Source organism: Pseudoxanthomonas wuyuanensis (assembly GCF_900215535.1).
Lineage (GTDB): Bacteria > Pseudomonadota > Gammaproteobacteria > Xanthomonadales > Xanthomonadaceae > Pseudoxanthomonas_A > Pseudoxanthomonas_A wuyuanensis.
In genome coordinates this window covers 77918-100866 of record NZ_OCND01000005.1, presented here as the reverse complement: position 1 = coordinate 100866, position 22949 = coordinate 77918, and the positions used below count along the sequence as shown (strand labels likewise).

Here is a 22949-nt window from a genome sequence, read left to right as displayed (position 1 = left end):
CGATTGTCCTTCTAGTAAAGATCCACCGGGTCCACATCCAGCGACCAGCGCACCTTGCGCGCTTCCGGCAGTTCGTAGACGGCCGGAAGCGCGGCGTCGAGCAGCCGGTGCAGGCCGCGCCGTTGCGGGGCCGACAACAGCAGTTGCATCCGTTGCATGCCGGCGCGCCGCGGCATCGGCGCCGGCAGTGGGCCGTGCAGTTCGATGCCGTCGCTGCCGGCGGCAGCGAGTGCGCGCCGGGCCGCGCTGAGAAAGGCCTGCACGGCTTCGACGCGTTGGGCTTCGGCACGCAGCAGCGCAAGATGCGCGTAGGGCGGGAATCCGGCCGCTTCGCGCAGCGCCAGCTCGCCTTCGGCGAAGGCGCGATAGCCGCCGGCGATCAAGGTGTTGAGCAGCGGATGCTCAGGATGATGGGTCTGCAGCCAGACTTCGCCGCGCTTGCTGGCGCGGCCGGCGCGACCGGCGACCTGGATCAGCTGCTGCACGAGTTTTTCGCCGGCGCGGAAATCGGAGGAAAACAGGCCTTCGTCGACGCCCACTACGACGACCAGGGTCAGGTGAGGCAGGTCGTGCCCCTTGGCCAGGATCTGGGTGCCGATCAGGATCGCGGGCAGTTGGCCCACGCTGGCCAGCAGTTTGCCCAGGCCGTCGCGGCGCTGGGTGGTGCCGCGATCGATCCGCACCACCGGTACGTCCGGAAACCGTTCGCGCAGGGCTTCTTCGAGCCGCTCGGTGCCGATGCCCTGGGGTTGCAGCGCCAGTCCGCCGCAATCGGGGCAGGCCGGTGGCGCCGCCTGGCGGGCGCCGCAGTGGTGGCATTGCAGCCGGCGGCCGCCGGCGTGAACGGTCATGGCGCTGTCGCAGCGCCGGCAGTGCGCGGTCCAGCCGCAGTCGTGGCATAGCAGCACCGGGGCGTAGCCGCGCCGATTCTTGAATACCAACACTTGTCCGCCAGCCTGCAGCGCGTTGCCGATGGCCTGCAGCATTTCCGGCGAGAGCCCGGCGACCAGCGCGCGTTTGCGCACGTCCAGCACCCGTACCTGCGGCGGCTGGGCGTCGCCGGCACGCTGGCCCAGGCGCAGGTAGCCGTAGCGGCCGCCATTGGCGTTGTGCAGCGTTTCCAGCGACGGCGTGGCGCTGCCCAGCAGGACCGGCACGTCGAGCGCCTTGGCGCGGACCAGAGCGAAATCGCGGGCATGGTAGCGGATGCCGTCGAGCTGCTTGTAGCTGCCGTCGTGTTCCTCGTCGATGACGATCAGCCCCGGTTCCGGCAGCGGCACGAATACCGCCGAACGCGTGCCGACGATCACCCGCGCTTCGCCGCGGGCGGCCGCCATCCAGGCGCGGGCACGCTCGCCATCGTTGAGGCCAGAGTGCAACGCGTGCACCGGCACGCCCAGCCGGCTGCGAAAACGCGCCAGCGTTTGCGGGGTCAGGCCGATTTCCGGCACCAGTACCAACACCTGGCGGCCATGCGCCAGGCAATCGGCGATGGCGGCCAGATAGACCTCGGTCTTGCCGCTGCCGGTGACGCCATCCAACAGCCACGCGGCGAAGCCTTCGCTGGCGCGCACGGCGTCCACCGCGGCCTGCTGCTCCGGGTTCAGCACAGGTCCCGGTAGCCGGTCCGCCACCAGGCCGTGCGCCGGCAGTGCGATGCGTTCGGCAAAGCCGCGCTTGCCCAGCGCTCGCGCGGCGCTGCGCCACTGATCCATTTTCAGGTCCAGGCTGTCTTCGCTGATGGGCGCCGGAGCCAGAAGATCGGCCAGTCGCCGCGGCCGGGTTCCGGCGCGCAGGCGAACGACGCCGGCCTGACCGGCGGCGGTCAACCGCCACGCGGGGGTGTGGGTTTCGGGCAGTGGTTCGCCATGGCGCAAGATCGCTGGCAGCGCCGTGGCAAACACCTCGCCCAGCGGTGCGTGGGTGTAGCGAGCCAGCCAACGCAACGACTCCAGCAATTCGCCGTGCAGCAGCGGCGCTTGGTCCAGGAAGGCGATTGCCTGCCTGAGGTCGCTGGCCTGCGCCGCGGCCGGGCCGGTTCCGGCCACCACGCCGACCAGTTCGCGATTGCCGAACGGCACCCGCACCCGCCGCCCCACATCGCTGGCGCACGCGTCGTGACCGGCGGGCGGCAGATAATCGAACGCGCGCGGCAGCGGCACGGGCAGGGCGATTTGCAGGATCGGGGCGGAGGGCATCGCCATCAGTTTAGCGATGCGCGCAAGTCTGGTTCGGCTTGTGTGCGGTTGCGTCAAGAAGCTGTCAAAAAAATGACGAAAATCACGCAAGCTACCGTTGCAGAAAGGAATTCCGATTTATCCACACAAGTTGTGGATAAATATGTGCATGAATGCTTTTCCGGCTGCCGCCGGGACGTAAATACCGGCCTGGCTTCCGGGTTGGCTAAAAAAACGCCACACTAATATTTCTTTTTGTTTTCAAAGGCTTGGGCGTGAAACGCAGATCCGGCAAAACCCATGCGCTGCTCCACGGCCGCGTTGGTGACAATCGCGTGACCGCTGTGCACAACCTGTTTTGGCCGAAAGCCTTGCGCTGCCTTGGAGAGCAGGTTTTTGGATGATGTCAAGCACGCCGGCGCCACGGCGGGATCGCTATGATCCGGCGCGATGATGCCGGTTTCCCGATGCCCCAGTACCTGAAAGATGCCGCCAGCGCACCGGCGGCCCTGTCGGCCTTCCTGCGCGGGGTCGAACGTCGCGGCGCATTGCTGGCGGAGTTGCAGTGCGGCGATGCCGCCCACGGCGACATCGCACTGGCGGCGGCGATGCGCGCCTTCCGTCTTCCCGCCGCCGGTTTGCCGATGGCCGAATGGCCGCAGCGGTTCTGGAGCCTGCTGGCGGCCGCCCCGCAGTTGCGCCAGGACGCGGCGCAGGCGCGCTGGCCGGCCTCGCTGGCCCAGCTGGCCAGCCTGCCCGCGCAGCCGCGACTGGCCCTGCTGCTGCGGCTGACGGCGGGGCTGGGGGAAAACGAGGCCGCTGCGGCGATGGCGCTGGACGGGGCCGCTTACCGGCGCGCACTGGGTGAAGCCTGCCCGCGCGATGCCGACGGGCAACCCGACGCCGATGCCTGGCGGCGCCTGGCCGAAACCATTCAGCAGCGGCTGCGGGAGCTGCCACCGGAGCGGTTGGCGCGGCTGGCCCGCTTGCGTGAGGAAGCCATTGCCGGAACCCAGGCCGGGCGTGCCGCGGCGCCGCTCGCGGCAGGGCAGCCGCGGCCGGCACCGCCGCGGCCGCAGCGGAAGCGGGCGTGGCTGTTGGCGCTGTTGACGCTGACCACCCTGGCCGCGGCCGTTGCCTGGCAGTGGCCGAACCGGTACCTGTTGTTCAAGCCCAATGCGGCGGCGGTCCCGGCAACGAGAGAGCCCGCGCCCGCCCCGGGTCTGCGCGAAACGGTGGAGATTGCCGTCGAGGCACTGCCGGCAGCCGCGCCGGGGGCGACCTACGATGCGCAGACCGCGCTGCTGACCCATCCGGATCTGGAACTGCTGCTGGATGACGCAGCCGATGGCCTTGTGCAACAGGCCGGCTTTCTGGCCTGGTACGAGGCCGAAGGTGAGGCCGCGCAGGACGATGCCGTTCCCGGTGCAGCGGTGACCGGACAGGAGCCGACCGATGCGCCGCGCTAGCCGCCGTATTGCGCTGTTGCTGGCGAGCTGCGCCGCGCTGGCCGGGGCCAGCGTGTTGCCGGCGGCGCCGGCGCCGACCGTTTCGCTGCCGGCATCTGTCCAGGCCCAGTTGCAACGGCAACAGCAACGCTGGCAGTCGTTGACGCCGGAGCAGCGCGCACAACTGCGGCAGCGGGCGATGTTGTGGGACGCGTTGCCGGCGGACGAACGCGAGGAACGCCGTGCGCGCTATGCGGCCTGGCGGGCGCTGGACGAACCGGCGCGCGCGCGGCTGCGCGCCGCCGCCGAGCGCTTCGCTTCCTTGCCGCCGGAACGCCAGCGCCTGCTGCGCGACCGCTACGACGCGCTGGACCGGATGCAGCGCCTGGGCTGGCGGCTTGGCCCGGATCTGGGGGCGGATTTCCCGCGCCTGCAACCGCTGTTCGGTTTCGTTGCCGAGGACGAACGCGAACCGTTGCTGGCGTTGCTGCGCCAGTTGAATGCCGAACAGCGCGACGATCTGGCGGTGCTGGCGCAACGGATTCCGCCACAGGAGCGCGCGGCGTTCCGCCGGACCCTGTTGCAGGTGGCACCCGGGCAGAGGGCTGCCTGGCTCAAGCAGCAGCGCGGTCAGTAGCGCGCGACAAGCTGCAGGATGCGGCGGCTGGCGCTGAACCGGTCGCCGAAACGCGCAACGCCGTCGGCACGCATCCGCGCAGCGTGTTCGCTGAGGTAGGCGTCCAGCGCGGCCCGGTCGCGCAACCGGTAGGGCACGCAGTAGCGCCAGCGTCCGGGCGGCGGTGGCGGTTCGCTCAGTTCGTGGATTTCCGCACCCAGGAAGCCGGGCAGCGCCAGCATCTGGCGAACGTGCTCCTCCAGCCACGGACGATATTCGTCGCGCAGCGCCAGATCGATTTCCAGGCTCACTTCGTAAATCGCTTCCATGTCAGGCACTCACGCGTTGACGATGCTGGTGACCATCAGAAACATGGCGGCCATCATCACCAGGAAGAAATAGAGGCTGCCCAGCACCACGTACTTGAACAGCGTGAGCAGCGGGTGCTGGCGATAGACCCGTTGCTGCATCAGCAGCAGGTAGACCGGCATCCACAGCACAATCAGGATCTCCAGTGCCACGGTCAGGTAACCGGACCAGCCTGCGTGCGGGCCGAGCCAGCCATCCAGCATGGCCAGCAGGCAGAACGCCAGCAGCGCCACGCACAGGAAGGCATGGCTGTACAACGCCACCGCCAGGTGCTCCAGGTAGAGGCGGCGGGTTTCCAGGTAACCCAGTTTCAGCAGCAAGGCGAACACCGGCACCAGCACGAACAGCGCCGAAGGGATGGCGCCCAGGAACGCATGCTTGAACAGTTCCGGATCCTTCTGCATGCGCGGAATGTTTTCTTCGGCCCGCGCGATCTTCTTGTTCAACCAGCGGTTGCCGAATTCCGGCAGCCAGCGCAGCCGCACCGGGTTGCCGACAGGATCCCATGGCTTGCCGCGATGGGAGAACAGCGAACCTGCTGCCGGGTCAGGCAACGGCTTTGCTTCCGGAAACGGATCCGGTTGCGACAGCGCCGGGTGGTCGGGTTGCAATGCGGCGATGCGCAGGCGCGCGCGCGCCTGGGTGGCGCGGATGTTCTCCTCGATCTTCTGCCGAGGGAATGCCAACGCCGCCGGGATGGCGGCGCGCGCAGTGAACAGGCCTTCGATGGTTTCATCGCGTAGCCGGATCACCGCTTCGGCGGTCTGCACGCGCTGGAAATCGACGCCGCCCGCAGCGGCGGGGTCATCGGCGGCCACCGATACCGTTTGCCCGGCGGTGGCCGGAACCGCGGGCGGATTGGGGATATCGCCGAACTGCAATGCGTACTTGGCGAGGAAGAACGTCAGCACGCTGAGAATGACGAACAGCCGCAGCGGCGGCACATAGGGGGCGCGGTGGCCGGCCAGATAGGCGTTGGCCAGGCGTCCAGGCCACAACAGCTCGCTGAGGGTGCGGAACACGCGCCCGTCCAGATGCCAGAACGATTCGAAGAAGTCCTCGATGGCGTGGCCGAAGCTGCGCAGCGGACTGTGCGCAGTCTGTCCGCAACGATGGCAGAAGTCGCCCTGCAGTGGCGTGGCGCAGTTTTCGCACTGGGCAGTAGGGTGCGGGCCGGCGACTTCGCTCATCGTTGGTTGTGGGTTCCCCGTTGGTGAGCAGGTAAGATACCGGCCTTCCCCGACCCGGTGCCAGCGCACGACTGCGCGGCCGTAGTCCGGTGCCTGCATTCCATGTCTTCCTCGATTGTTTCGCCTGCGCGCTTCGGCGCTGAAGTGCGGGCCACGGCCACTCTCGCGTTGCCGCTGGTACTGGGCCATGTGTCGACCGGACTGATCGGTTTCGTCGACAACGTCATCGCCGGCCATCACGGCACGCAGACGCTGGCGTCGGTGACGGTCGGCACGGCGCTGCTGTGGCTGCCGATGATGGTGCCGATCGGCACGCTGATTTCGCTGACCGCATCGGTGTCGCAGTTGAACGGCGCCGGCCGCCGCGACGAAATCGGCCCGCTGTTCCGGCAGGCGCTGTGGCTGTCGCTGGCGTTGGGCACGCTGATGTTCGCGTTCCTGAGCCTGGCGCCTTATGCGCTGGCTGCGTTCGGCATTGCGCCGGAGATCATTCCCGGCGCCAAGGCATTCCTGCATGGGATCCGCTGGGGCGTGCCGGCGCTGACGCTGTATTTCTGCATGCGCTACCTGAGCGAAGGCATGCACTGGACGCTGCCGACCATGCTGCTGGGCTTCGGCGGCCTGCTGGTGCTGGGGCCGATTGGCTACGTGCTGACCTTCGGCAAGCTGGGATTCGCCGAAATGGGCGCCGGCGGACTGGGCGTGGCTTCGGCGATCACGATGTGGCTGCAGGCCACGGCATTCGCCGTCTACCTCTGGCACGCGAAGCGGTTCGCCGCGCTACGCCTGTTCTCGCATTTCGAGCGGCCGCGCTGGGCGCCGATCCGGCAACTGCTGAGGACCGGTCTGCCGATCGGCATCACCGTGCTGATGGAAGGCGGGCTGTTCATCGCCACCGCGCTGCTGATCGCGCGGCTGGGCGCGATACCGGCAGCGGCGCACCAGATCGCGATCAACGTATCGGCGCTGTGCTTCATGATTCCGATGGGCGTGGCTGAGGCCACCACGGTACGGGTTGGCCATGCGGTCGGCCAGCGCAACGCGCTCGGCGTACGCCGCGCCGCGCATGCCGGCTATCTGATCGTGCTGGCTACGCAGGCGCTGTCGGCGTTGGCGCTGCTGTTGGGCCACGATGCGGTGGTGTCGCTGTACACCCGCGATGCGGCGGTGGCGGCGCTGGCCGGTACCTTGCTGCTGTTTGCGGCCGCGTTCCAGTTTCCCGATGGCATCCAGGTGCTGTCGGCCGGGGCGCTGCGCGGCCTGAAGGACACGCGGGTACCGATGTGGCTGGCGGCGTTTTCGTACTGGGGCCTGGGCATGCCGCTGGGGGCCGGGCTGGGCCTGGGCCTGGGCTGGGGGCCGCAGGGCATGTGGCTGGGGCTGATCCTTGGGCTGACCGCCGCTGCCGTGCTGATGAGCTGGCGCTTCCGCAGCAGCAGCCGGCGCGAGCTGTCCATCCCGCATTCGGCGGCATGAAGGCGGCACGGCGCCGGCTTGCCTGCGGTGACTTCCGGGGCATGCAAACCCTGGCCGTTAACCGTTAAGCTGACCGCAGTTATCCGGAGCTCCAACATGAACCAACCCGTCCGCCGCGGCCCCATCGCGTCCTTCTTCGTCGGCCTGTGGGACGTGATGAATTTCACCCGCAGGCTGATCGTGAACCTGCTGTTCTTCGGTCTGCTGCTGCTGTTGGTGATCCTGTTCGCGATCGCGGCCGGCAGCGGCAGCGGCATCAAGCCCCTGCGCGACCGCACCACGCTGGTGATTGCGCCGGAAGGAAGGCTGGTCGAGCAATACAGCACCGACCCGGCGATGCGCGCGCTGGCCAAGCTGAGCGGCGACAAGGGCGCCGAGGAAATCCAGCTGCGCGACCTGCTGCGCGCCATCGACGCCGCACGCGAGGACAAGAAGATCGAGCGCGTGCTGCTGCGCATGGACAAGCTGCAGCCCAGCGGCTACGCATCGATGCGCGAGGTCGCGTCGGCGTTGGCCAGGCTGCGCGAATCCGGCAAGCAGATCGTGGCTTTCGGCGAAAACCTGAGCCAGAGCCAGTACCTGCTGGCGGCGCAGGCCAACGAGGTCTATCTGGACCCGATGGGCAGCCTGGTGCTGGAAGGCCTTGGCCGTTACCGCCAGTACTACCGCCAGGGCCTGCAGGAAAAGCTCGGCGTCGACGTGCATGTATTCAAGGTCGGCGAATACAAATCGGCGGTGGAGCCCTACATCCTGGATGCGGCCTCGGCCGAAGCCAAGGAAGCCGATCTGTACTGGATGAACGATGTCTGGCAGCGCTACCTGGAAGACATCGCCAAGGTTCGCAAACTGACTGTCGCGCAGCTGGCCGCGGGCATCGACACGCTGCCCGAGGGCGTGGCGGCCGCCGGCGGCGATCTGGCCAAGTTCGCGCTGCAGCAGAAACTGGTGGACGGCCTGAAGACGCAGGAGGAAGTGGAGGATCTGCTGGCCGAACGCGGCGTGGCCGATGAGGATTCGGAAACCGGTTTCCGTTACGTCGGTCTGGGCGGCTACCTGGCCCTGCTGGACAGCAAGCGGATGCCGCTGGACAAGCGCCCGCAGGTGGCGGTGGTGGTGGCCGAAGGCGAAATTACCTACGGCGATCAACCGGCCGGCCGGGTCGGCGGCGAGTCGACCTCGGCGCTGTTGCGCGAAGCGCGCGACGACGACCACGTCAAGGCGGTGGTGCTGCGGGTGGATTCCCCGGGCGGCGGCGTCTACCCGTCCGAGCAGATCCGCCGCGAGGTGGCCGCGCTGAAGGCGGCCGGCAAGCCGGTGGTGGTGTCGATGGGCGATCTGGCCGCATCCGGCGGCTACTGGATCTCGATGAACGCCGATCGCATCTATGCCGATCCCTCGACCATCACCGGTTCGATCGGCATCTTCGGCATGATTCCCAACGTCACCCGCACGCTGGACAAGATCGGCGTGCACACCGATGGCGTGGGCACGTCGCGTTTTGCCGGCGCGTTCGATATCACCCGTCCGCTGGACCCGGCGGTCGGCAACGTGATCCAGTCGATCATCGACAAGGGCTATGCGGACTTCACCGGCAAGGTCGCCGATGCGCGCAACAAGTCGGTGGAAGAAATCGACGAGGTCGCGCGCGGCCGCGTGTGGAGCGGTGCGCAGGCCAGGGAACGCGGCCTGGTCGACGACCTGGGCGGCCTGGAAACCGCGTTGGCCGATGCCGCCAAGCGCGCCAAGCTGGGCGAAGCCGGCAAGTACCGCGTGCGTTACATCGAGAAGGCGCCGTCGCCGTTCGCGCAGTTCATGAGCGACCTGGCCGGCAGCCGCATCGGCATGCTGCTGCTGAGCGATTCGGATATCGCCCGCGCGATGCTGGCGCGTTCGCTGCCGGAGATGGATACGCAGCTGCGCTTCGTCGACGAGGCGGTCAAGAACCGCGAGGGCGCGCCGGTCAAGACGCTGGTGTACTGCTTCTGCGGGCTGTAGTTCCGCCCGGCGCGCCGCCTCGGCCGTAAGCGGAAAGCGACCTTCGAAGGCCATCCACGCGCAGGCGGGATGGCCTTTGTCGTTATGGCGGCCGCTGGTTGCCGGGCGTCGCCGGCTTATTGCGTTGCCGCGTCGATTTCCGCACGCTGGCGCTCTGCCGCTTCCTGCACCGTATCGCCGGCGGCTTTGGCCTTGTCGATCGGCGCCTGGATGGCATCGCGCAGTTCGGTGGCGCGCGCGCCGGTCTGCGGTTTGGGCGGCTCGTCGGTCGGCGGCGGTTGCGGCGGGCGGCAAGCGCTGGCCGCCAGTAGGATGCCGGCGGCGGCTGCGGCAAGGCGAATCGCATTCATGGCGCGAACCCGAAGAGTTGGCATGGCGGTATCCTACGCCCAACGGCGAGGGAGGGCGTATGACGGCGAATCGTTGGCGGCTGGATGGGCAAATCGCGCTGGTGACCGGCGCCAGCGCCGGTATCGGCCTGGCCATCGCGCGCGAACTGCTGGATTTCGGCGCCGATGTGCTGCTGGTCGCGCGCGATGCCGACCTGCTGCAGCTGGCGCGCGACGATCTGCTGGATGAGTTCCCGCACCGCGACATCCGCGCGCTGGCGGCGGATGTGGCCGATGACGAGGACCGCCGCGAAATCCTCGACTGGGTGGAGGACCACAGCGATGGCCTCAACATCCTGGTCAACAATGCCGGCGGCAACATCACCAAGGCGGCCATCGACTACACCGAGGACGAATGGCGCGGCATCTTCGAGAGCAACCTGTTCTCCGCGTTCGAACTTTCGCGCTATGCGCATCCGTTGCTGACCCAGCATGCGGCCTCAAGCATCGTCAACGTCGGCAGCGTGTCCGGCATCACTGCCGTGCGCAGCGGCGCGCCCTACGGCATGACCAAGGCGGCATTGCACCAGCTGACCCGCAACCTGGCCGCCGAATGGGCCGAGGACGGCGTGCGCGTGAATGCGGTGGCACCGTGGTACATCCGCACCCGCCGCACCTCCGGCCCGCTGTCGGACCCGGACTATTACGAAGAGGTCATCGACCGTACCCCGATGCGCCGCATCGGCGAACCGGAGGAGGTCGCCGCCGCGGTCGGATTCCTGTGCCTGCCGGCGGCCAGCTACATCACCGGCGAGTGCATCGCCGTCGATGGCGGCTTCCTGCGCTACGGGTTCTAAGCCCGTCAAACCTGCTGGAATGGGTCAATAGCCCCTAGCGCTGGCGCCGGCGCAGCTGATATTCGTTCTACATGGGCTGCCTAGAGTGCGGGTCATCTTGCTGATGGCGCCTGCCGAAGGAACCAACCATGTTGCAATGGCTCACACGACTGGCCACCGGATTCGTTCTGCTGGCGGCACTGCTGTCCGTCGCCGGCTATGCCTACATGCGCAGCCTGGATCTGGATAGCCAGCCGCTGGCGGACCCGGGCAGCACCACGGTGGATCTGGAGTTCCTTCGCAACGGCACGACCGAGTCGCGCGGCAAGATACTGATGGTGGTGACCAGCACCGAACGCATCGGCAGCAGCGAAAAGCGGGCCGGCTTCGAACTGACCGAACTGTCGCGGGCGTATTACGTCTTCCTCGCCAACGGCTACGCGGTGGATATCGCCAGCCCGTTGGGCGGACGGCCGCCGATGCGCAAGGACGACGAACTGGTTGCCGCTGATCATGCCTTCCTCAACGACCCACTCGCCCAGCACAAGCTGGACAACAGCCTGCCGGTGGCGGACATCGAGCCGGGCCGGTATGCGGCGGTCTATTTTGTCGGCGGCAAGGGCACGATGTTCGATTTTCCCGATAATCCGGCCATCCAGCGCATCGTCCGCGACATCTACCGGTCCGGCGGCGTGGTCGGTGCGGTGTGCCATGGACCGGCGGCCCTGCTCAACGTCCGGCTGGCCGACGGCAGTCCGCTGCTGCGCGGCCGGCGCGCAACCGGTTTCACCAATGCCGAGGAACTGTTTCTGCTCAAGGACGCCCGCGAACTGTTTCCCTATCTGTTGCAGGACCGGATGGTCCAGGCGGGCGCGCGGTTCGTCGAAGGGCCGCTGTACCTGGACAACACCATCGTCGACGGCCGCCTGGTCACCGGACAGAACCCATGGTCGGCCTGGTCGGTGGCCGAGGCCATGGTGACAGCGCTGGGGCATGTGCCGGTCGCGCGCGAACCGACCGCCGAGGAGCTGGCGGTGCAGGTGCTGGATGCGTATCACCGTCACGGGGCGAGCGCGGCAAGGCAGTTGAAAGCGCGACTGCCGCAGGCGGACAAGCGGCTGCTGCTGATGCACGCCGTGGTGGCTGGCATGCAGGGGCGCTGGGGCGATGCATACCGACTGCAGTGGCTGGCCCATTGACGGGTGCGGCGGAGGGCGACCGGTTCAGATGAGCAACGTGCGACCCGCTTGTCGCCAACGATGGCGGCAGGCACCCGGCTTGCGATTGCAGGATGTGCGGACGACTACACTGTCGGCGACCGTCGGCTTGGCGCCGGTCGGCCGTCAATCACGGGAACTGCGATGCGAAAAGACGCGCGGCCGCTGAAACTGCTGCTGGTGGAAGACGATACCGATATCGCGGCTGGCATTGGCGACTACCTGGCGGCGCAGGGGCTGGAACTGGATTTCGCCTACACCGCAGCGCAGGCGGCAGCACGCCTGCAGGAAGGCAGTTTCGACATGGTCGTGATGGATGCCGGACTGCCGGACCAGGACGGCATCGAGCTGTGCCGGTCGCTGAAGCGGGATGGAGGGCTGCGGTCGCCGGTACTGTTCCTGACCGCGCGCGGCGGACTGGGCGACAAGCTGCAGGCATTCGAGGCCGGCGCAGTGGACTACATGGTCAAACCGTTCGCACCGGAGGAGTTGCTGGCGCGGGTGCGGGCGATAGCCGCGCATGCGCCCGCCAGCGGCGGCGCGCAACTGCGGGTGGGAGCGTATGTGCTGGATTTGCAGGGCCACCTGCTGCAACGGGCCGGCCGCGCCATCGCGCTGCATGCGGCCGGGTTCTCGCTGATCCGTCGGCTGATGGAGGCCAGTCCGGCCTGCGTTGGCCATGACGAGCTTTGCGCGTTGTTGTGGGCGGACGCGATTCCCGGCAGCGACCCGCTGCGCATGCACGTCTACCAGCTCAGGCGGGCGTGCAACCGCGGTTTGGGGACCGCGCCGATTGCCACGGTGCGTGGTGTCGGCTACCGCTTCGTATCCGGCGCCGACGATGCCTCGGCATAGTCTGCGGCAGGCGCTTGCGCACCGGTGGATGCTGTTCACCGCAGTGCTGTCGCTGCTGTTCGTCGGCGCCGGGCTGTTGTTGCTGTTCGTGCTGGAGGACAGCTTCATCGACCGGCGCCTGCATGCGGTCGCCGCGACGGTGACCGATCCGCAAGCGCCACCGGCGGCGTTGCCGAGCCAGTTCCAGGTGTTGCCGATGGCCAGCTTGCCGGACGATATCCGCGCCAGGCTCGGTGGCGACAGGACCGGCCGGCTGGTGGAGTTCCGTCGCGGCAACGGCCGCTATGTGCATGTGCTCGCGGCGCGCACCGCCGCCGGGCAGCCGTACGCGCTGGTCTACGATGTCACCGACGAGCTGACGGTCAACCAGGGACTCGCACGCGGATTGGCGTACGTCGCGTTGCTGCTGGCGGTGCTGACGTTGTGCGCCTATCTGCTGTCGCGGGCCTTCGTCGGCAGGATGGTGCAGCGCGCGCAGGCGCTGTTCCGGCAAGTGTTGGACAGCCCGGATCCGGAAGCGCTGGAGGCGTTGGCGCAGCAGGAACCGGTGCGGGAATTCGGCGATCTGGCGCGCCTGCATGCGCGGGTCTGGCGCGCCCAGTTGGCCGCGGTCGAGCGCGAGCGGGAGACCCTGGCGTTCCTGGGCCACGAACTGCGCACGCCGCTGCAGTCCGCGCGCACCAGCCTGTCGCTGTTGGCCGCGGACCCGGGCCACGCGGCGGCATTGAGCCGGCTGCAACGGGCGATCGAACGCCTGACCCGGGCCAGCAATGCCGTCTTGTGGCTGGCCAGCGAGAGTCCCGCTACGGCGGATGGGAGCACCCATGCCGCGGCCTGCATGCAGGCACTGGTCGAAGAGCTGGCGCCGATGGCCGCGGCCAGGGGGCAGGCGTTCGCGCTGACGATCGACCCGGAACTGCGCTGGGCGCGGCCGCAGGAAATAGTCGAGACGGTGCTCGCCAACCTGCTGCTCAATGCGATCCAGCATGGTGGCCCGGGAACCATCGCCATCGCCGCGGATGCGGACGGACTGGTGCTGCGCAATCCGCGCGCTGCCGCCGAAGCGACCGGTTTCGGATTGGGAATGCGCATCGTCGGGCGCCTGGCGGCGCGTATCGGCTGGCAGGTGGCGTTCTCCCGCCACGCCGATGGCGCATCGTTCACGGTACGCTGGGACGCGGCGTCCGTGCATGCGTGATCATGCGGGGCCGTGCCCTGCCGTCATCTTCCGCAGCCGCCTTCGCTGACGATGCGCTGCACGCGTTCGAACTCGGCCTTGTTCCTGTCCGCATTCTCCGGGCGGGTGAAGCGCCAGGCCACTTCGGCGGCGTCGCGGCGCTGCTTCCACGCCGCACACAGGCCTTCGTCGGGCACGCGGGCGCATTGATCGTGCTTGACCTCACAGGCCTGGCCGGCGCCGGCCTGCGGATTGCCGTCCAGCCCGACCGTGCGCAACGGCACGCAGCGTGCGGCCGGTTCGCTGTCTTCGGTGAAGTACTTGCCCTGGTCGTGGGTGATGCACTGGAACAGATCCGGAGGCGGCAGCCGCTTCGCGTCCGGCTGCGGATCCGGCACCGATGGCTTGGCGGGCGCAGCCTGGGGGGCAGGCTCCGGCGCGGGCACGCGCGCCGGCGCCGCGCTGGCCGGCGCCGCCGTCATCGGCACGGTGTTGAGCTCCTGCATGACCTTCTTTTCCTCGGTCATGCCCTTGGGGCAGGGCGCGTTCTGCAGCGTTACCGCGCCGGTGGCGTCGGTGCAGCGGTAGATCACCCTGCCATCGGCATGCCCGAGCGAAGGCAACAGCAACAGGCAAAGCAACGGCAGCGATCGCATCATCGGTTGTTCCTGCAGTCGTTGGCGATGCGCGCATCGATTCCGCGCTGCTCCAGATCCAGTTCGCGGCGCTCGCTGGGCATGGCGCTGCCGTAGCGGCGAAGTATTTCGTAGCGCCGGTCCGAAAGGCGGGCGCAGACTTCCTGCTGCGGCAGGCGATGGCAGGTATCGCGTACCCAGGTGCCGCCGGCCGGCAGGACCACCCCGGACGCCGGCGGGTGCGGATGCGGTGGACGTGGCGGCAAGGGGGTGGGATCGCCGCTGTGGAAAGACAGATTGCCATTGCCGATCGAGACGCTGCCGGACACGCTGGCGCCGCCGCCGCGCGGCCAGGCCGGATAGCCGATCATCCAGTACGGCACCCAGCGCGGATTGCCTTCGCCGCTGTCGCTGGTATAGCGCTCGCCGTCGGGCGTGATGCATTCGTACATCGGCTGCGGCGGCGTCAGGTAGACCAACTGCGGCGAAGGGACGGTCGCCGGCTTTTGTTCGGCAGGCGGCTGCGCAACCGGTGGCGGTTGCGGTACGGGGGGCGGATCGCGCGGCCGCTGCATCGCGCGCGTTTGCTGGGTCTGGCCCTTCTCGCAGGGGGAATCGCGCAACGTCAGCTCGCCGTTGGCGCCCACGCAACGATAGATGGTCAACGACTGCGCCGACGCGGCAGGCATGACGGCCGCGGACAGTGCAGCCGTCAGGGCGACCAAAGCGGCGGACAGGCAGGCGCGCGACATCCGGCTATCTTGCGCGCGCCGGCGGCTACGGGAAAGTACGGCCACCACGGATTCATTCGCGCAGCGGCTGTCCGCTGAGCGCGTCCTTGATCGGGGTAGGGCGTTCCAGGGCGCCGGTTTCGCCTGCGACCACGCCGTCCAGCAGGGCCAACAATCCGGCGCTCAGCGCATCCCGCGTGCGCACGGGCGGCTGCCCGCTCAGATTGGCGCTGGTCGAAACCAGCGGGCCGCCGAAGGCCTGGCACAGGGCGACGACCTCGGGATGGGCGCTGACCCGCACCGCGATGCCCGAATGCGTGCCGGTAATCCACCGGGGTGCGTGTTCGCTGGCCGGCATCACCCAGCTATGCGGACCGGGCCAGCTGGCCAGAACCAACGCCAGCCGGTCGGTCGGCAGCGCATTCAGTTCCAGCACCGGGCGCAACTGCTCCAGGTTGGCGGCAATCAGGATCAGGCCCTTCTCCACCGGCCGCTGCTTGATGGCCAGCAGGCGCGACACGGCCGCTTCGGCGAACGGATCGCAGCCCAGCCCCCAGACCGCTTCGGTCGGATAGGCGACAACGCCGCCCTGTCGGATGGCTTGGGCGGCTTCGGCGATGGACAGTTCGCTGGGCATGTCGGGAGACTGTACAGCAGCGCTGCGGCCTATCCAGGCCCGATGCATGGGCGGGCCTGCATGTCCGACAGGTGGGCATGGGTCGGAGCGGCGGCTCCGACCTGCGATTCATTGCCGCAGCGGGTTCAGAACGGGGCGTCGCCGCCGGCACCGGCAGCGGTTTTCTTCGCCGCTTTCTTGACCGTCTTCTTCGTTGCCGCCTTCTTGGCCGGCGCCTTCTTTGCGGCCGTTTTCTTGCTGGCGGCCTTCTTGGGAGCGGCTTCTTTCTTGACGGTTTCCTTCTTGACCGCGGTTTTCTTGGCCGCCTTCTTGGCGCCAAAACCGCGACGGGCCGGCTTGCCGGTTTCCTCCATCAGCTTCTGCGCCTCTTCCAGCGTCAGCGAAGCCGGTTCCCTGTCCTTGGGAATCTTGCCGTTGAGCTTGCCATCGGACAGATAAGGCCCGAAGCGGCCGTTCAACACCTGGATGTCGCTGCCGGGGAACTCCTTGATGATGCGGTTGCGCGCAATCTCTTCCTTCTCTTCGATCAGGAACAGCGCGCGCGCCAGATCGATGGTGTACGGGTCGTCTTCCTTCTTCAGCGACGCGTATACGCTGCCGCGCTTGGCGAACGGGCCGAAACGGCCGATGCCGACCGAGACCTCGTCCTCGCCGGCCATGCCCAGCTTGCGCGGCATCAGGAACAGCTCCAGCGCCTGTTCCAGCGTGATCGTATGCATGCTCTGGCCCGGCCGCAGCGAGGCGAACTTGGGCTTGTCCTCGGCATCCTCGGCGGTGCTGCCGATCGCCGCATAGGGACCGAAGCGCCCCAGCCGCACGCTGACCGGCTTGCCGGTCTTGGGGTCGGTGCCCAGTTCGCGCGCGCCGGTGGCTTCGGAGCGGTCGACCGATTCCTTCTTCTCCTCGATCAGTTCCTTGAACGGCCCCCAGAACTTCTCCATCAGCGGGATCCACTCCTCCTCGCCGCGCGACACCGCATCCAGCTCATCCTCGAGCTTGGCGGTGAAGTCGTAATCGACGTAGCGGGTGAAATGGCCGGACAGGAACTTGGAAACCGCACGCCCGACATCGCTGGGCTTGAAGGCGCGGCCTTCCATTTCCACGTACTTGCGGAAGATCAGCGTCTGGATGATCGAAGCATAGGTGGAAGGGCGGCCGATGCCGTATTCCTCCAGCGCCTTGACCAGCGCCGCTTCGGTGAAGCGCGGCGGCGGCTGGGTGAAATGCTGGTCGGTGTGGATGCGATCCAGCGGCACGCGGTCGCCGGGCTTCATCGCCGGCAGCTTGCGGCCTTCGTCGTCGTCTTCGGCGCCCTTGCTGTCCTTGCCTTCCTCGTAGACGGCCAGGAAGCCCGGGTCGATGACGGTGGTGCCGCTGGCGCGGAAGCTGTGCGCGCTGCCGGCAGTCAGATCGACGCTGACGGTGTTGAGCGTGGCCGGGACCATCTGGCAGGCGACCGCGCGCTTCCAGATCAATTCGTACAGCTTGCGCTCGTCGTCGCTCAGGTAGCGCGACACCTGCGCGGGCGTGCGCAGCGCGCTGGTCGGGCGCACGGCTTCATGCGCTTCCTGCGCGTTCTTGGATTTGGTGACATAGACATTGGGCTTGTCCGGCAACGCCTGGGTGCCGTAGTCGCGCGCGATGACATCGCGGATCTCGCCCAGCGCCTCGGCCGACAGGCTGACCGAGTCGGTACGCATGTAGCTGATCAGGCCGACCGTGCCTTCGTCGCCGATATTGACGCCTTCGTACAGTTTCTGCGCGACCTGCATGGTCTTGCGGGTGGTGAAGCCCAGCTTGCGTGAGGCTTCCTGCTGCAGCGTGGACGTGGTGAACGGCGGCGACGGGCGGCGCTTGCGTTCCTTGCTGGTCACGTCGGTGACGTGCAGCGCGCCCTGCGCGGCCTGCTGGATGCGCAGGCGGGCGGCCTCTGCGGTGTCGCCGTCGGTGATGGTGAACTGCTCGAACTTCTGTCCGTCCAGCTTGGTCAGCTTGGCGGTGAAGGCCTGGCGCGGGTGCGCGCACTCGGCCTCGATGGACCAGTATTCGCGGGCGACGAAGGCTTCGATCTCTTCCTCGCGCTCGACGATCATGCGCAGCGCCGGCGATTGCACGCGACCGGCCGACAGTCCGCGCTGCACCTTGCGCCACAGCACCGGCGACAGGTTGAAGCCGACCAGGTAGTCCAGCGCCCGCCGCGCCTGCTGCGCGTCGACCAGGTCGCCGGCGATCTGGCGTGGATGGTTCATTGCTTCCTTGATCGCGCGCGGGGTGATTTCGGTGAACACCACCCGGTGCAGCGGCTTGTTCTTCAGCAGGCCGCGCTCCTTCAGTATCTCGGCGATGTGCCAGCTGATGGCCTCGCCCTCGCGGTCCGGGTCGGTGGCCAGATAGATGTCGTCGGCCACCTTGGCCGCCTTGGCGATGGCGTCCACATGCTTCTCGTTCTTTTCGATCAGCGCGTAGGACATCGCAAAGCCCTGCTCGGGATCGACCGCGCCTTCTTTCGGCACCAGGTCACGCACGTGACCGTAGGAAGCCAGGACGTGGAAGTCCTTGCCGAGGTATTTATTGATCGTCTTGGCCTTGGCCGGCGATTCGACGATGAGCAGGTGCTTGGACATGTTTCTCGGCTTGGGAGGGCGGTGCGGCCCGTCAGGGCCGGCTAGGGTGGCGCAAATGCGCCGGCTGGAGAAGCCGACGCCCGGGGCCGAAGCTCCGGGCGTTCAGGTTTTCCCTATTAATAGAGGAATCACGGCAGGGGGGGCGCTGTCAAGCCAGCCAGGTCCGCAGCCCCTGCCAAAGGGCGGCGGTTACCTGAACGAGGCGAACAGGATGCCGAAGACTGCAATCATCATCACAATCAGACCCAGCAGCAGCAATCCGCCCAGCACCAGCACGACGATGGTGACCACGCCCAGTTCGCGGCGCTGCCATTCCGGGTGGTCGGTGTAGGCCCATTTGTCCACGACCAGGGTATCGCAGATGAAATCGTGCAAGGCCTGCTTGCGTTCGGTGAAGGCGGCCATCAGGTAGCCGATCAGCAGCAGCAGGTAGCTGAGCAGGTAGCCGAAGTAGCGGCCGACGCCGCGCGCCAGCGAAATCGGTTCGCCATTGCTGCGTACCACCTTGATGCCGACCGCCATCTTGCCCGGTGTGGCCTGCATGCGCGAGGCATGGAAGCCGGCAAAGTAGGCCACCGCCACGGCCATGGACACCGCATAGTTGGCAAGCTGCAGCACGATCGGCGCGGTGCCCATTGCGATGTCGGCAAAACTGACCGACAGGCCCAGGCCCAGCAGCGCCATCACCATGAAGCTGAGGATGCTGCCGCCAATGCCGACCACCACGCCATCGATGATGCTTGCCGCGACCCGCTTCCAGAAGCCGGCATAGACCACCTCGCCACCGGTAACCACGCGGGTCCCGGTGTTGACCGGCGCTTGCGGGGGCGCATACGGCGCATCGCCGGCCGAGCCGCCGCCATAGGCGGTTCCGGCGGCCAAGGCGGGCTCGAGTTGCGGTGGGACGTACTGGCCCTGGCGCGGTTCCTGCGCCGTGAATACCGCGCGCCCGGTGAGTGGCCGTTCTTCGGCGGCGTTGTCGCCGGCAGCTTCTGTGCCGGCAGTGGCCAGTGGCGCCGCTGGTGCAGCGGCAGCCGGGGCGGCGACTGCCGCCAGTCCCAGTTCCGTCGCACGCCCCGCGAGCGGCTGCCACTGGTCCATGCCATCGCGCCAGACCAGGGTGTCATCCGCAATCTGTCCGGAGCGGTGCAGTGCGGCCAATCCTGGCGCATCGATCGGGCCTTGCCGCTGCTGCGCGGTATCGACGTAGTACCACTGGTTCATGCGGTTCCTTGCGGGTCAGTTCTGGGTGGCGAGGGGAATCAGGATGGCGGCCAGGATGCCCAGCAACGCCAGCCCGTACAGTATGCCAAACAGGATCAATACGACCTTGGCGGCGGTGCCCAGCCCGCGCACCTGCCAGTCCGGGTGCGCGGTGTACGCCCAGCGGTCGACCACGCGCGTGCCGGCGGCCAGATCGTGCAGTCCCTGCTTGCGTTGAGTGAAGGCGGCCATCAGGAAGCCGATCATCAAGGTCAGGTAGTTCAACAGCGTGGCAGCCCAGCGCCCCAGCGCTCTGCCCAGGCTCAACCGGCGCCCGTCCAGGCCGGTGACCTTGATGCCGATCGCCATCTTGCCCAGCGTGGCTTGGCGGGTCGAGGACTCGAAACCGGCGTAGTACAGCGCGCTGACCAGCGGATACAGCAGGTACACCAGCACGCCGATGCCGAACGTGGCGACATCGCCCAATCCGGAGCCCTGCCGGCTGCCGGCGGCCGCGGCTCCGATGCCAAGCACGATCACCGCGGCAATCAACGCCATGTAGTAGACGAAGCCCACCACCATCGAATCGATCAGCAGTGCCGCCGCACGTTTCCAGAAGCCGGCGTCGACGACTTCGCCCTGGGCGACATAGCGCTCGTCGGAGGCGATCGCGGCGGCGGGCGCGGCGTACGGGGAGGAATCGGCGTCGACCGCGGTGTAGGCGAAATCCGTTGCCGTTGCGGCCAGCGCGTCCGGCGGCAGCTCCGCCATCCGCTCGCGCAAGGGTTGCCATTGCGGCAGGCCGTCGCGCCAGACCAGCGTGTCGGCGTTCAGTTCGCTGCGCCGTAGGCGCTGGGCCAGTTCCTCGGCGGTAAAGGGCCCCTGCCGTTGCCGCAGGGCGTCAGCGTAGTACCAGATCGGCATCGATTTCCCCGGTGCTTGGCCTGCCCGTCCAGGGCAGGCGGGTCAGGCCATCAACCGCGACAGAGCGCCGGCAGGTAGCGGTCGTCGACCTCGGAACTGCAGGTCCAGTCGCCTTCGTCGGCATCGAAGGCCAGCCAGACGTGCTTGCCGTCGATCTGGGCGTTGCCGGTATTGTGCAGGCGCAGTTCGACGCCGCAGGTGCCGTCGTCGAACTCGCCGATGCGGGCCAAGGCCACATAACGGCTGGCATAGCTTTCCGGTTCGCCGAAATCGGCATCGCCGTTGCGCGGGCAGGTGCCTTCCGCATAGCGGTATTCGGTGACCATGGCCTTGAGCGGCGACGCCTGCGCCATGGTCTCGGCCACCTTGGCGCGCACGCTGTAGTCGTTGTAGGCGGGTATGGAAATGGCCGCCAGGATGCCCAGCACGGCCAGCACCGGCAGAACCAGCACGGCTGCGACGATCAATGCGATCTTGCCTCCGGACATGCCGGGCTTGGCCACCGGAGCGGCGGCGTAGACCGGAGGCTGTTGCGGCTGCGCGCCGGGAACCGGTGGCGGACCGGCGCTGCCGGCGGCGGAAGCGGGCGTTTCCAGCAGGCCAAGCTCGGCGGCAAAGTCGCCAAGCGATTGCCACTGGCTCAGCCCTTCATGCCAGACCAGGGCGTCCAGCCCGATGCGGCCGGCCTGGAACTGCGCGGCCAGTTCGGCGCTGGAGACAGGGCCGAACCGCTGCCGTTGGCGGTCGGCGTAATACCACTGCGTCATGCTTCCCCCAGAAGCGTTTCGACGACTCAGTGTACCGGTTCAGGTTCGTCGGCGAACATCTGCGTTTCCATCCAGGCGTAGGCCGCTTCCGAGCCGGGCTGGTTGAACAGCACCATCAGCACGACCCATTTCAGGTCGTCCAGGTCCAGCTCGTCCTGATCCAGCGCCATGGCGCGGTCGAGCACCAGCTCGCGCTGGGCGGCGTCGAGGATGCCGTGCTGTTCCAGGAACAGGACGAAGCCGCGGCATTCCACGTCCAGCTTTTCCAGTTCCGGACCGTGGTAGATGCGGGTAGGACCGCCCACGCGCGGTTCCGACGCGCTGGGCCGCTGTTCGGCCAGGGCATCGAGCCAGTCGAAGGCTTTGCTGATTTCCGCCGGACTGAAACCGGCCTGGATCAGGCCGTTCTGGAGCGAATCGCGGTCGCGGACCGGGTCCGCGTCTTCGGTGAAATAGTGTTCGAACAGGTACAGCAGTACATCCAGGATGCTCTCTTTCATTGCCCCTCGGCCTGCGTCAAAGCGACGCTGTGGAGGAAAGAAACCGGGTCTTTCGCGTGTAGCGGCCATGTTCGACCGATACCCGTCCATCCAGTTCCATGACCAGCAGCATGGAGGACAGTTCGGCAGCCGTCAATCCGGTGCGGTCGACCAGCAGATCCATAGGGGTAGGGTCATGACCCAGCGCTTCCCACAACTTCTTGTAGTCGGGGTCCTCCGGCTCGGTGATCTCTTCCCGTTCTGGTACCGCTCCTGATTCAGTTTCATCGCCGCCCAACCGATGGTGCAAGGCGCGTGCCAGCTCGGCCGCCATCGGCCCGACGGCGGCCAGCACCTCCTGGGCGCTTTCGACCAGGCCGGCGCCCTCGCGGATCAGCCGGTGACAACCGCGTGCCAGCGGGTTGTGGATGGAGCCGGGCACGGCGAACACGTCGCGGCCGCTTTCGGCCGCCTGGCGGGCGGTGATCAGCGCGCCGGAGCGTTCGGCCGCCTCCACCACCAGGGTGCCCAGCGCCAGTCCGGCCACGATGCGGTTGCGGCTGGGGAAGTGGGTCGGCAACGCACCGGTGCCGGGAGGGTGCTCGCTGACCACCGCGCCCCGTTCGGCGATACGGTCGCGCAAGCCGCGGTGACTGCTGGGGTAGGCCAGATCGGGACCGCAGCCCAGCACCGCGATGGTGGAGCCGGCGGGCAACGACAGGGCCGCCTCGTGCGCGGCCGCATCGACGCCGGCGGCCATGCCGCTGATCACGGCGATGCCTGCCGCCGCCAGCGCCCGCGCGAACGCATGGGCGTTGTCGCGTCCGCCGGCGGTGGGCGAGCGGCTGCCGACCACGGCAATGCCCGGGTGCCAGAGCAGGCCCGGATCGCCGTCGACGAACAGCGCCAGCGGCGGGCTGGGAATCCGGCGCAGCAGCGGCGGGTAGTCCGGCTCGTGCCAGCCGAGCAGGTGATGCCGAGGCAGCGCCAGCCACTGCAGCGACCGCTGCAGCGCCTCCTCATCGGGGTGACCGAGGACCTGGATCTGCGCATCGTTCAGCCCGGCTGCCCGCCAGGCCCGACTGCCGGCAGCCACCGCCTTCGCCGGCGAACCGAGGCCGTCCAGCAGTTGCCGCCGCGGCGCGGCCGGCCCGCCGGCCAGGACCAGTTTCAGCAGCGCTGCAGTTTGTTGCCCGTCAGTCATGCATGCAGCCTAATCCGGAAACGGCGACGGCGCCCTCAGGCGCCGTCGCGGTGAACTGTA

At 67.9% G+C, this 22949-nt stretch carries 22 protein-coding genes; 8 read left to right on the top strand and 14 right to left on the bottom strand.

The features are described from left to right. Positions 1 to 11: 11 nt before the first annotated feature. Positions 12 to 2198 (bottom strand): primosomal protein N', encoded by a 2187-nt coding sequence (locus CRO39_RS11525; protein WP_097122290.1) that lies wholly within the window; start codon positions 2196 to 2198, stop codon positions 12 to 14. A 221-nt stretch (positions 2199 to 2419) separates the two neighbouring features. Beyond that, positions 2420 to 2587 (bottom strand): hypothetical protein, encoded by a 168-nt coding sequence (locus tag CRO39_RS20930; protein ID WP_162125827.1) that lies wholly within the window; start codon positions 2585 to 2587, stop codon positions 2420 to 2422. Positions 2588 to 2614: 27 nt separating this feature from the next. Here CRO39_RS20930 and CRO39_RS11520 point away from each other — a divergent pair, with 27 nt between their 5' ends. Both CRO39_RS11520 and CRO39_RS11515 read left to right on the top strand, forming a co-directional pair. After that, the gene (locus tag CRO39_RS11520; RefSeq protein ID WP_097122108.1) at positions 2615 to 3646 is read left to right on the top strand and encodes a hypothetical protein; all 1032 of its coding nucleotides are present in this window, start codon (positions 2615 to 2617) and stop codon (positions 3644 to 3646) included. Next, positions 3633 to 4262 carry a DUF3106 domain-containing protein gene (locus CRO39_RS11515; protein ID WP_097122107.1) on the top strand — a complete coding sequence of 210 codons (630 nt, stop codon included), beginning with the start codon at positions 3633 to 3635 and terminating at the stop codon, positions 4260 to 4262. Before CRO39_RS11520 ends, CRO39_RS11515 begins: the two co-directional genes overlap by 14 nt. Here CRO39_RS11515 and CRO39_RS11510 read toward each other — a convergent pair. After that, on the bottom strand, positions 4256 to 4570 hold the full coding sequence (locus CRO39_RS11510; RefSeq protein ID WP_097122106.1) for a DUF4286 family protein: 315 nt from the start codon (positions 4568 to 4570) through the stop codon (positions 4256 to 4258). The two genes, CRO39_RS11515 and CRO39_RS11510, sit on opposite strands and share 7 nt — an antisense overlap. A 9-nt stretch (positions 4571 to 4579) precedes the next feature. Then, a complete protein-coding gene (locus tag CRO39_RS11505) occupies positions 4580 to 5800 on the bottom strand; it encodes a DUF3667 domain-containing protein (protein ID WP_097122105.1) in 1221 nt (406 codons plus the stop codon). Between the two features lie 102 nt (positions 5801 to 5902). Here CRO39_RS11505 and CRO39_RS11500 point away from each other — a divergent pair, with 102 nt between their 5' ends. Both CRO39_RS11500 and sppA read left to right on the top strand, forming a co-directional pair. Beyond that, complete coding sequence (locus CRO39_RS11500) at positions 5903 to 7276, top strand: MATE family efflux transporter (protein WP_097122104.1); 1374 nt, start codon at positions 5903 to 5905, stop codon at positions 7274 to 7276. A gap of 96 nt (positions 7277 to 7372) precedes the next feature. Continuing rightward, the gene (sppA, locus tag CRO39_RS11495; protein ID WP_097122103.1) at positions 7373 to 9271 is read left to right on the top strand and encodes a signal peptide peptidase SppA; all 1899 of its coding nucleotides are present in this window, start codon (positions 7373 to 7375) and stop codon (positions 9269 to 9271) included. Positions 9272 to 9387: 116 nt separating this feature from the next. On the opposite strand, the gene CRO39_RS11490 is transcribed toward sppA, so the two are convergent. Beyond that, the gene (locus CRO39_RS11490) at positions 9388 to 9621 is read right to left on the bottom strand and encodes a hypothetical protein (protein ID WP_097122102.1); all 234 of its coding nucleotides are present in this window, start codon (positions 9619 to 9621) and stop codon (positions 9388 to 9390) included. A gap of 59 nt (positions 9622 to 9680) precedes the next feature. Here CRO39_RS11490 and CRO39_RS11485 point away from each other — a divergent pair, with 59 nt between their 5' ends. From CRO39_RS11485 to CRO39_RS11470, 4 genes are all read left to right on the top strand, one after another. Then, the gene (locus CRO39_RS11485; RefSeq protein ID WP_097122101.1) at positions 9681 to 10457 is read left to right on the top strand and encodes an SDR family oxidoreductase; all 777 of its coding nucleotides are present in this window, start codon (positions 9681 to 9683) and stop codon (positions 10455 to 10457) included. Positions 10458 to 10585: 128 nt separating this feature from the next. Next, positions 10586 to 11635, top strand: a complete 1050-nt coding sequence (locus CRO39_RS11480; protein ID WP_097122100.1) for a type 1 glutamine amidotransferase domain-containing protein — start codon at positions 10586 to 10588, stop codon at positions 11633 to 11635. A gap of 162 nt (positions 11636 to 11797) precedes the next feature. Continuing rightward, positions 11798 to 12508, top strand: coding sequence for a response regulator transcription factor (locus CRO39_RS11475; RefSeq protein WP_162125828.1), 711 nt, complete (start codon positions 11798 to 11800; stop codon positions 12506 to 12508). Between the two features lie 28 nt (positions 12509 to 12536). Beyond that, positions 12537 to 13706 (top strand): sensor histidine kinase, encoded by a 1170-nt coding sequence (locus CRO39_RS11470; RefSeq protein WP_097122098.1) that lies wholly within the window; start codon positions 12537 to 12539, stop codon positions 13704 to 13706. 23 nt (positions 13707 to 13729) lie between these two features. Here the strand turns inward: CRO39_RS11470 and CRO39_RS11465 are convergent, their stop codons facing one another. The 9 genes from CRO39_RS11465 to dprA all read right to left on the bottom strand — a co-directional run bounded on the left by CRO39_RS11465 (position 13730) and on the right by dprA (position 22889). Further along, the gene (locus CRO39_RS11465; protein WP_238394641.1) at positions 13730 to 14344 is read right to left on the bottom strand and encodes a DUF4124 domain-containing protein; all 615 of its coding nucleotides are present in this window, start codon (positions 14342 to 14344) and stop codon (positions 13730 to 13732) included. After that, positions 14341 to 15072: a DUF4124 domain-containing protein gene (locus tag CRO39_RS11460; protein WP_238394642.1), complete on the bottom strand. Its 732-nt coding sequence runs from the start codon at positions 15070 to 15072 to the stop codon at positions 14341 to 14343. The genes CRO39_RS11465 and CRO39_RS11460 overlap by 4 nt, the downstream gene beginning before the upstream one ends. Positions 15073 to 15124: 52 nt before the next feature. Further along, positions 15125 to 15688: an L-threonylcarbamoyladenylate synthase type 1 TsaC gene (tsaC, locus tag CRO39_RS11455; protein ID WP_097122097.1), complete on the bottom strand. Its 564-nt coding sequence runs from the start codon at positions 15686 to 15688 to the stop codon at positions 15125 to 15127. Positions 15689 to 15813: 125 nt separating this feature from the next. Further along, entirely contained in the window at positions 15814 to 18312 is a 2499-nt protein-coding gene (locus CRO39_RS11450) for a DNA topoisomerase I (RefSeq protein WP_097122096.1), read from the bottom strand. A 189-nt stretch (positions 18313 to 18501) separates the two neighbouring features. Continuing rightward, entirely contained in the window at positions 18502 to 19536 is a 1035-nt protein-coding gene (locus tag CRO39_RS11445; RefSeq protein ID WP_097122095.1) for an RDD family protein, read from the bottom strand. A gap of 15 nt (positions 19537 to 19551) precedes the next feature. Then, positions 19552 to 20439 carry an RDD family protein gene (locus tag CRO39_RS11440; protein ID WP_097122094.1) on the bottom strand — a complete coding sequence of 296 codons (888 nt, stop codon included), beginning with the start codon at positions 20437 to 20439 and terminating at the stop codon, positions 19552 to 19554. A gap of 50 nt (positions 20440 to 20489) precedes the next feature. Beyond that, on the bottom strand, positions 20490 to 21206 hold the full coding sequence (locus CRO39_RS11435) for a pilin (RefSeq protein ID WP_097122093.1): 717 nt from the start codon (positions 21204 to 21206) through the stop codon (positions 20490 to 20492). 26 nt (positions 21207 to 21232) lie between these two features. Continuing rightward, positions 21233 to 21706, bottom strand: a complete 474-nt coding sequence (locus CRO39_RS11430) for a DUF494 family protein (protein WP_097122092.1) — start codon at positions 21704 to 21706, stop codon at positions 21233 to 21235. Positions 21707 to 21722: 16 nt separating this feature from the next. Further along, positions 21723 to 22889: a DNA-processing protein DprA gene (gene dprA, locus CRO39_RS11425; RefSeq protein WP_097122091.1), complete on the bottom strand. Its 1167-nt coding sequence runs from the start codon at positions 22887 to 22889 to the stop codon at positions 21723 to 21725. Positions 22890 to 22949 lie beyond the last annotated feature (60 nt).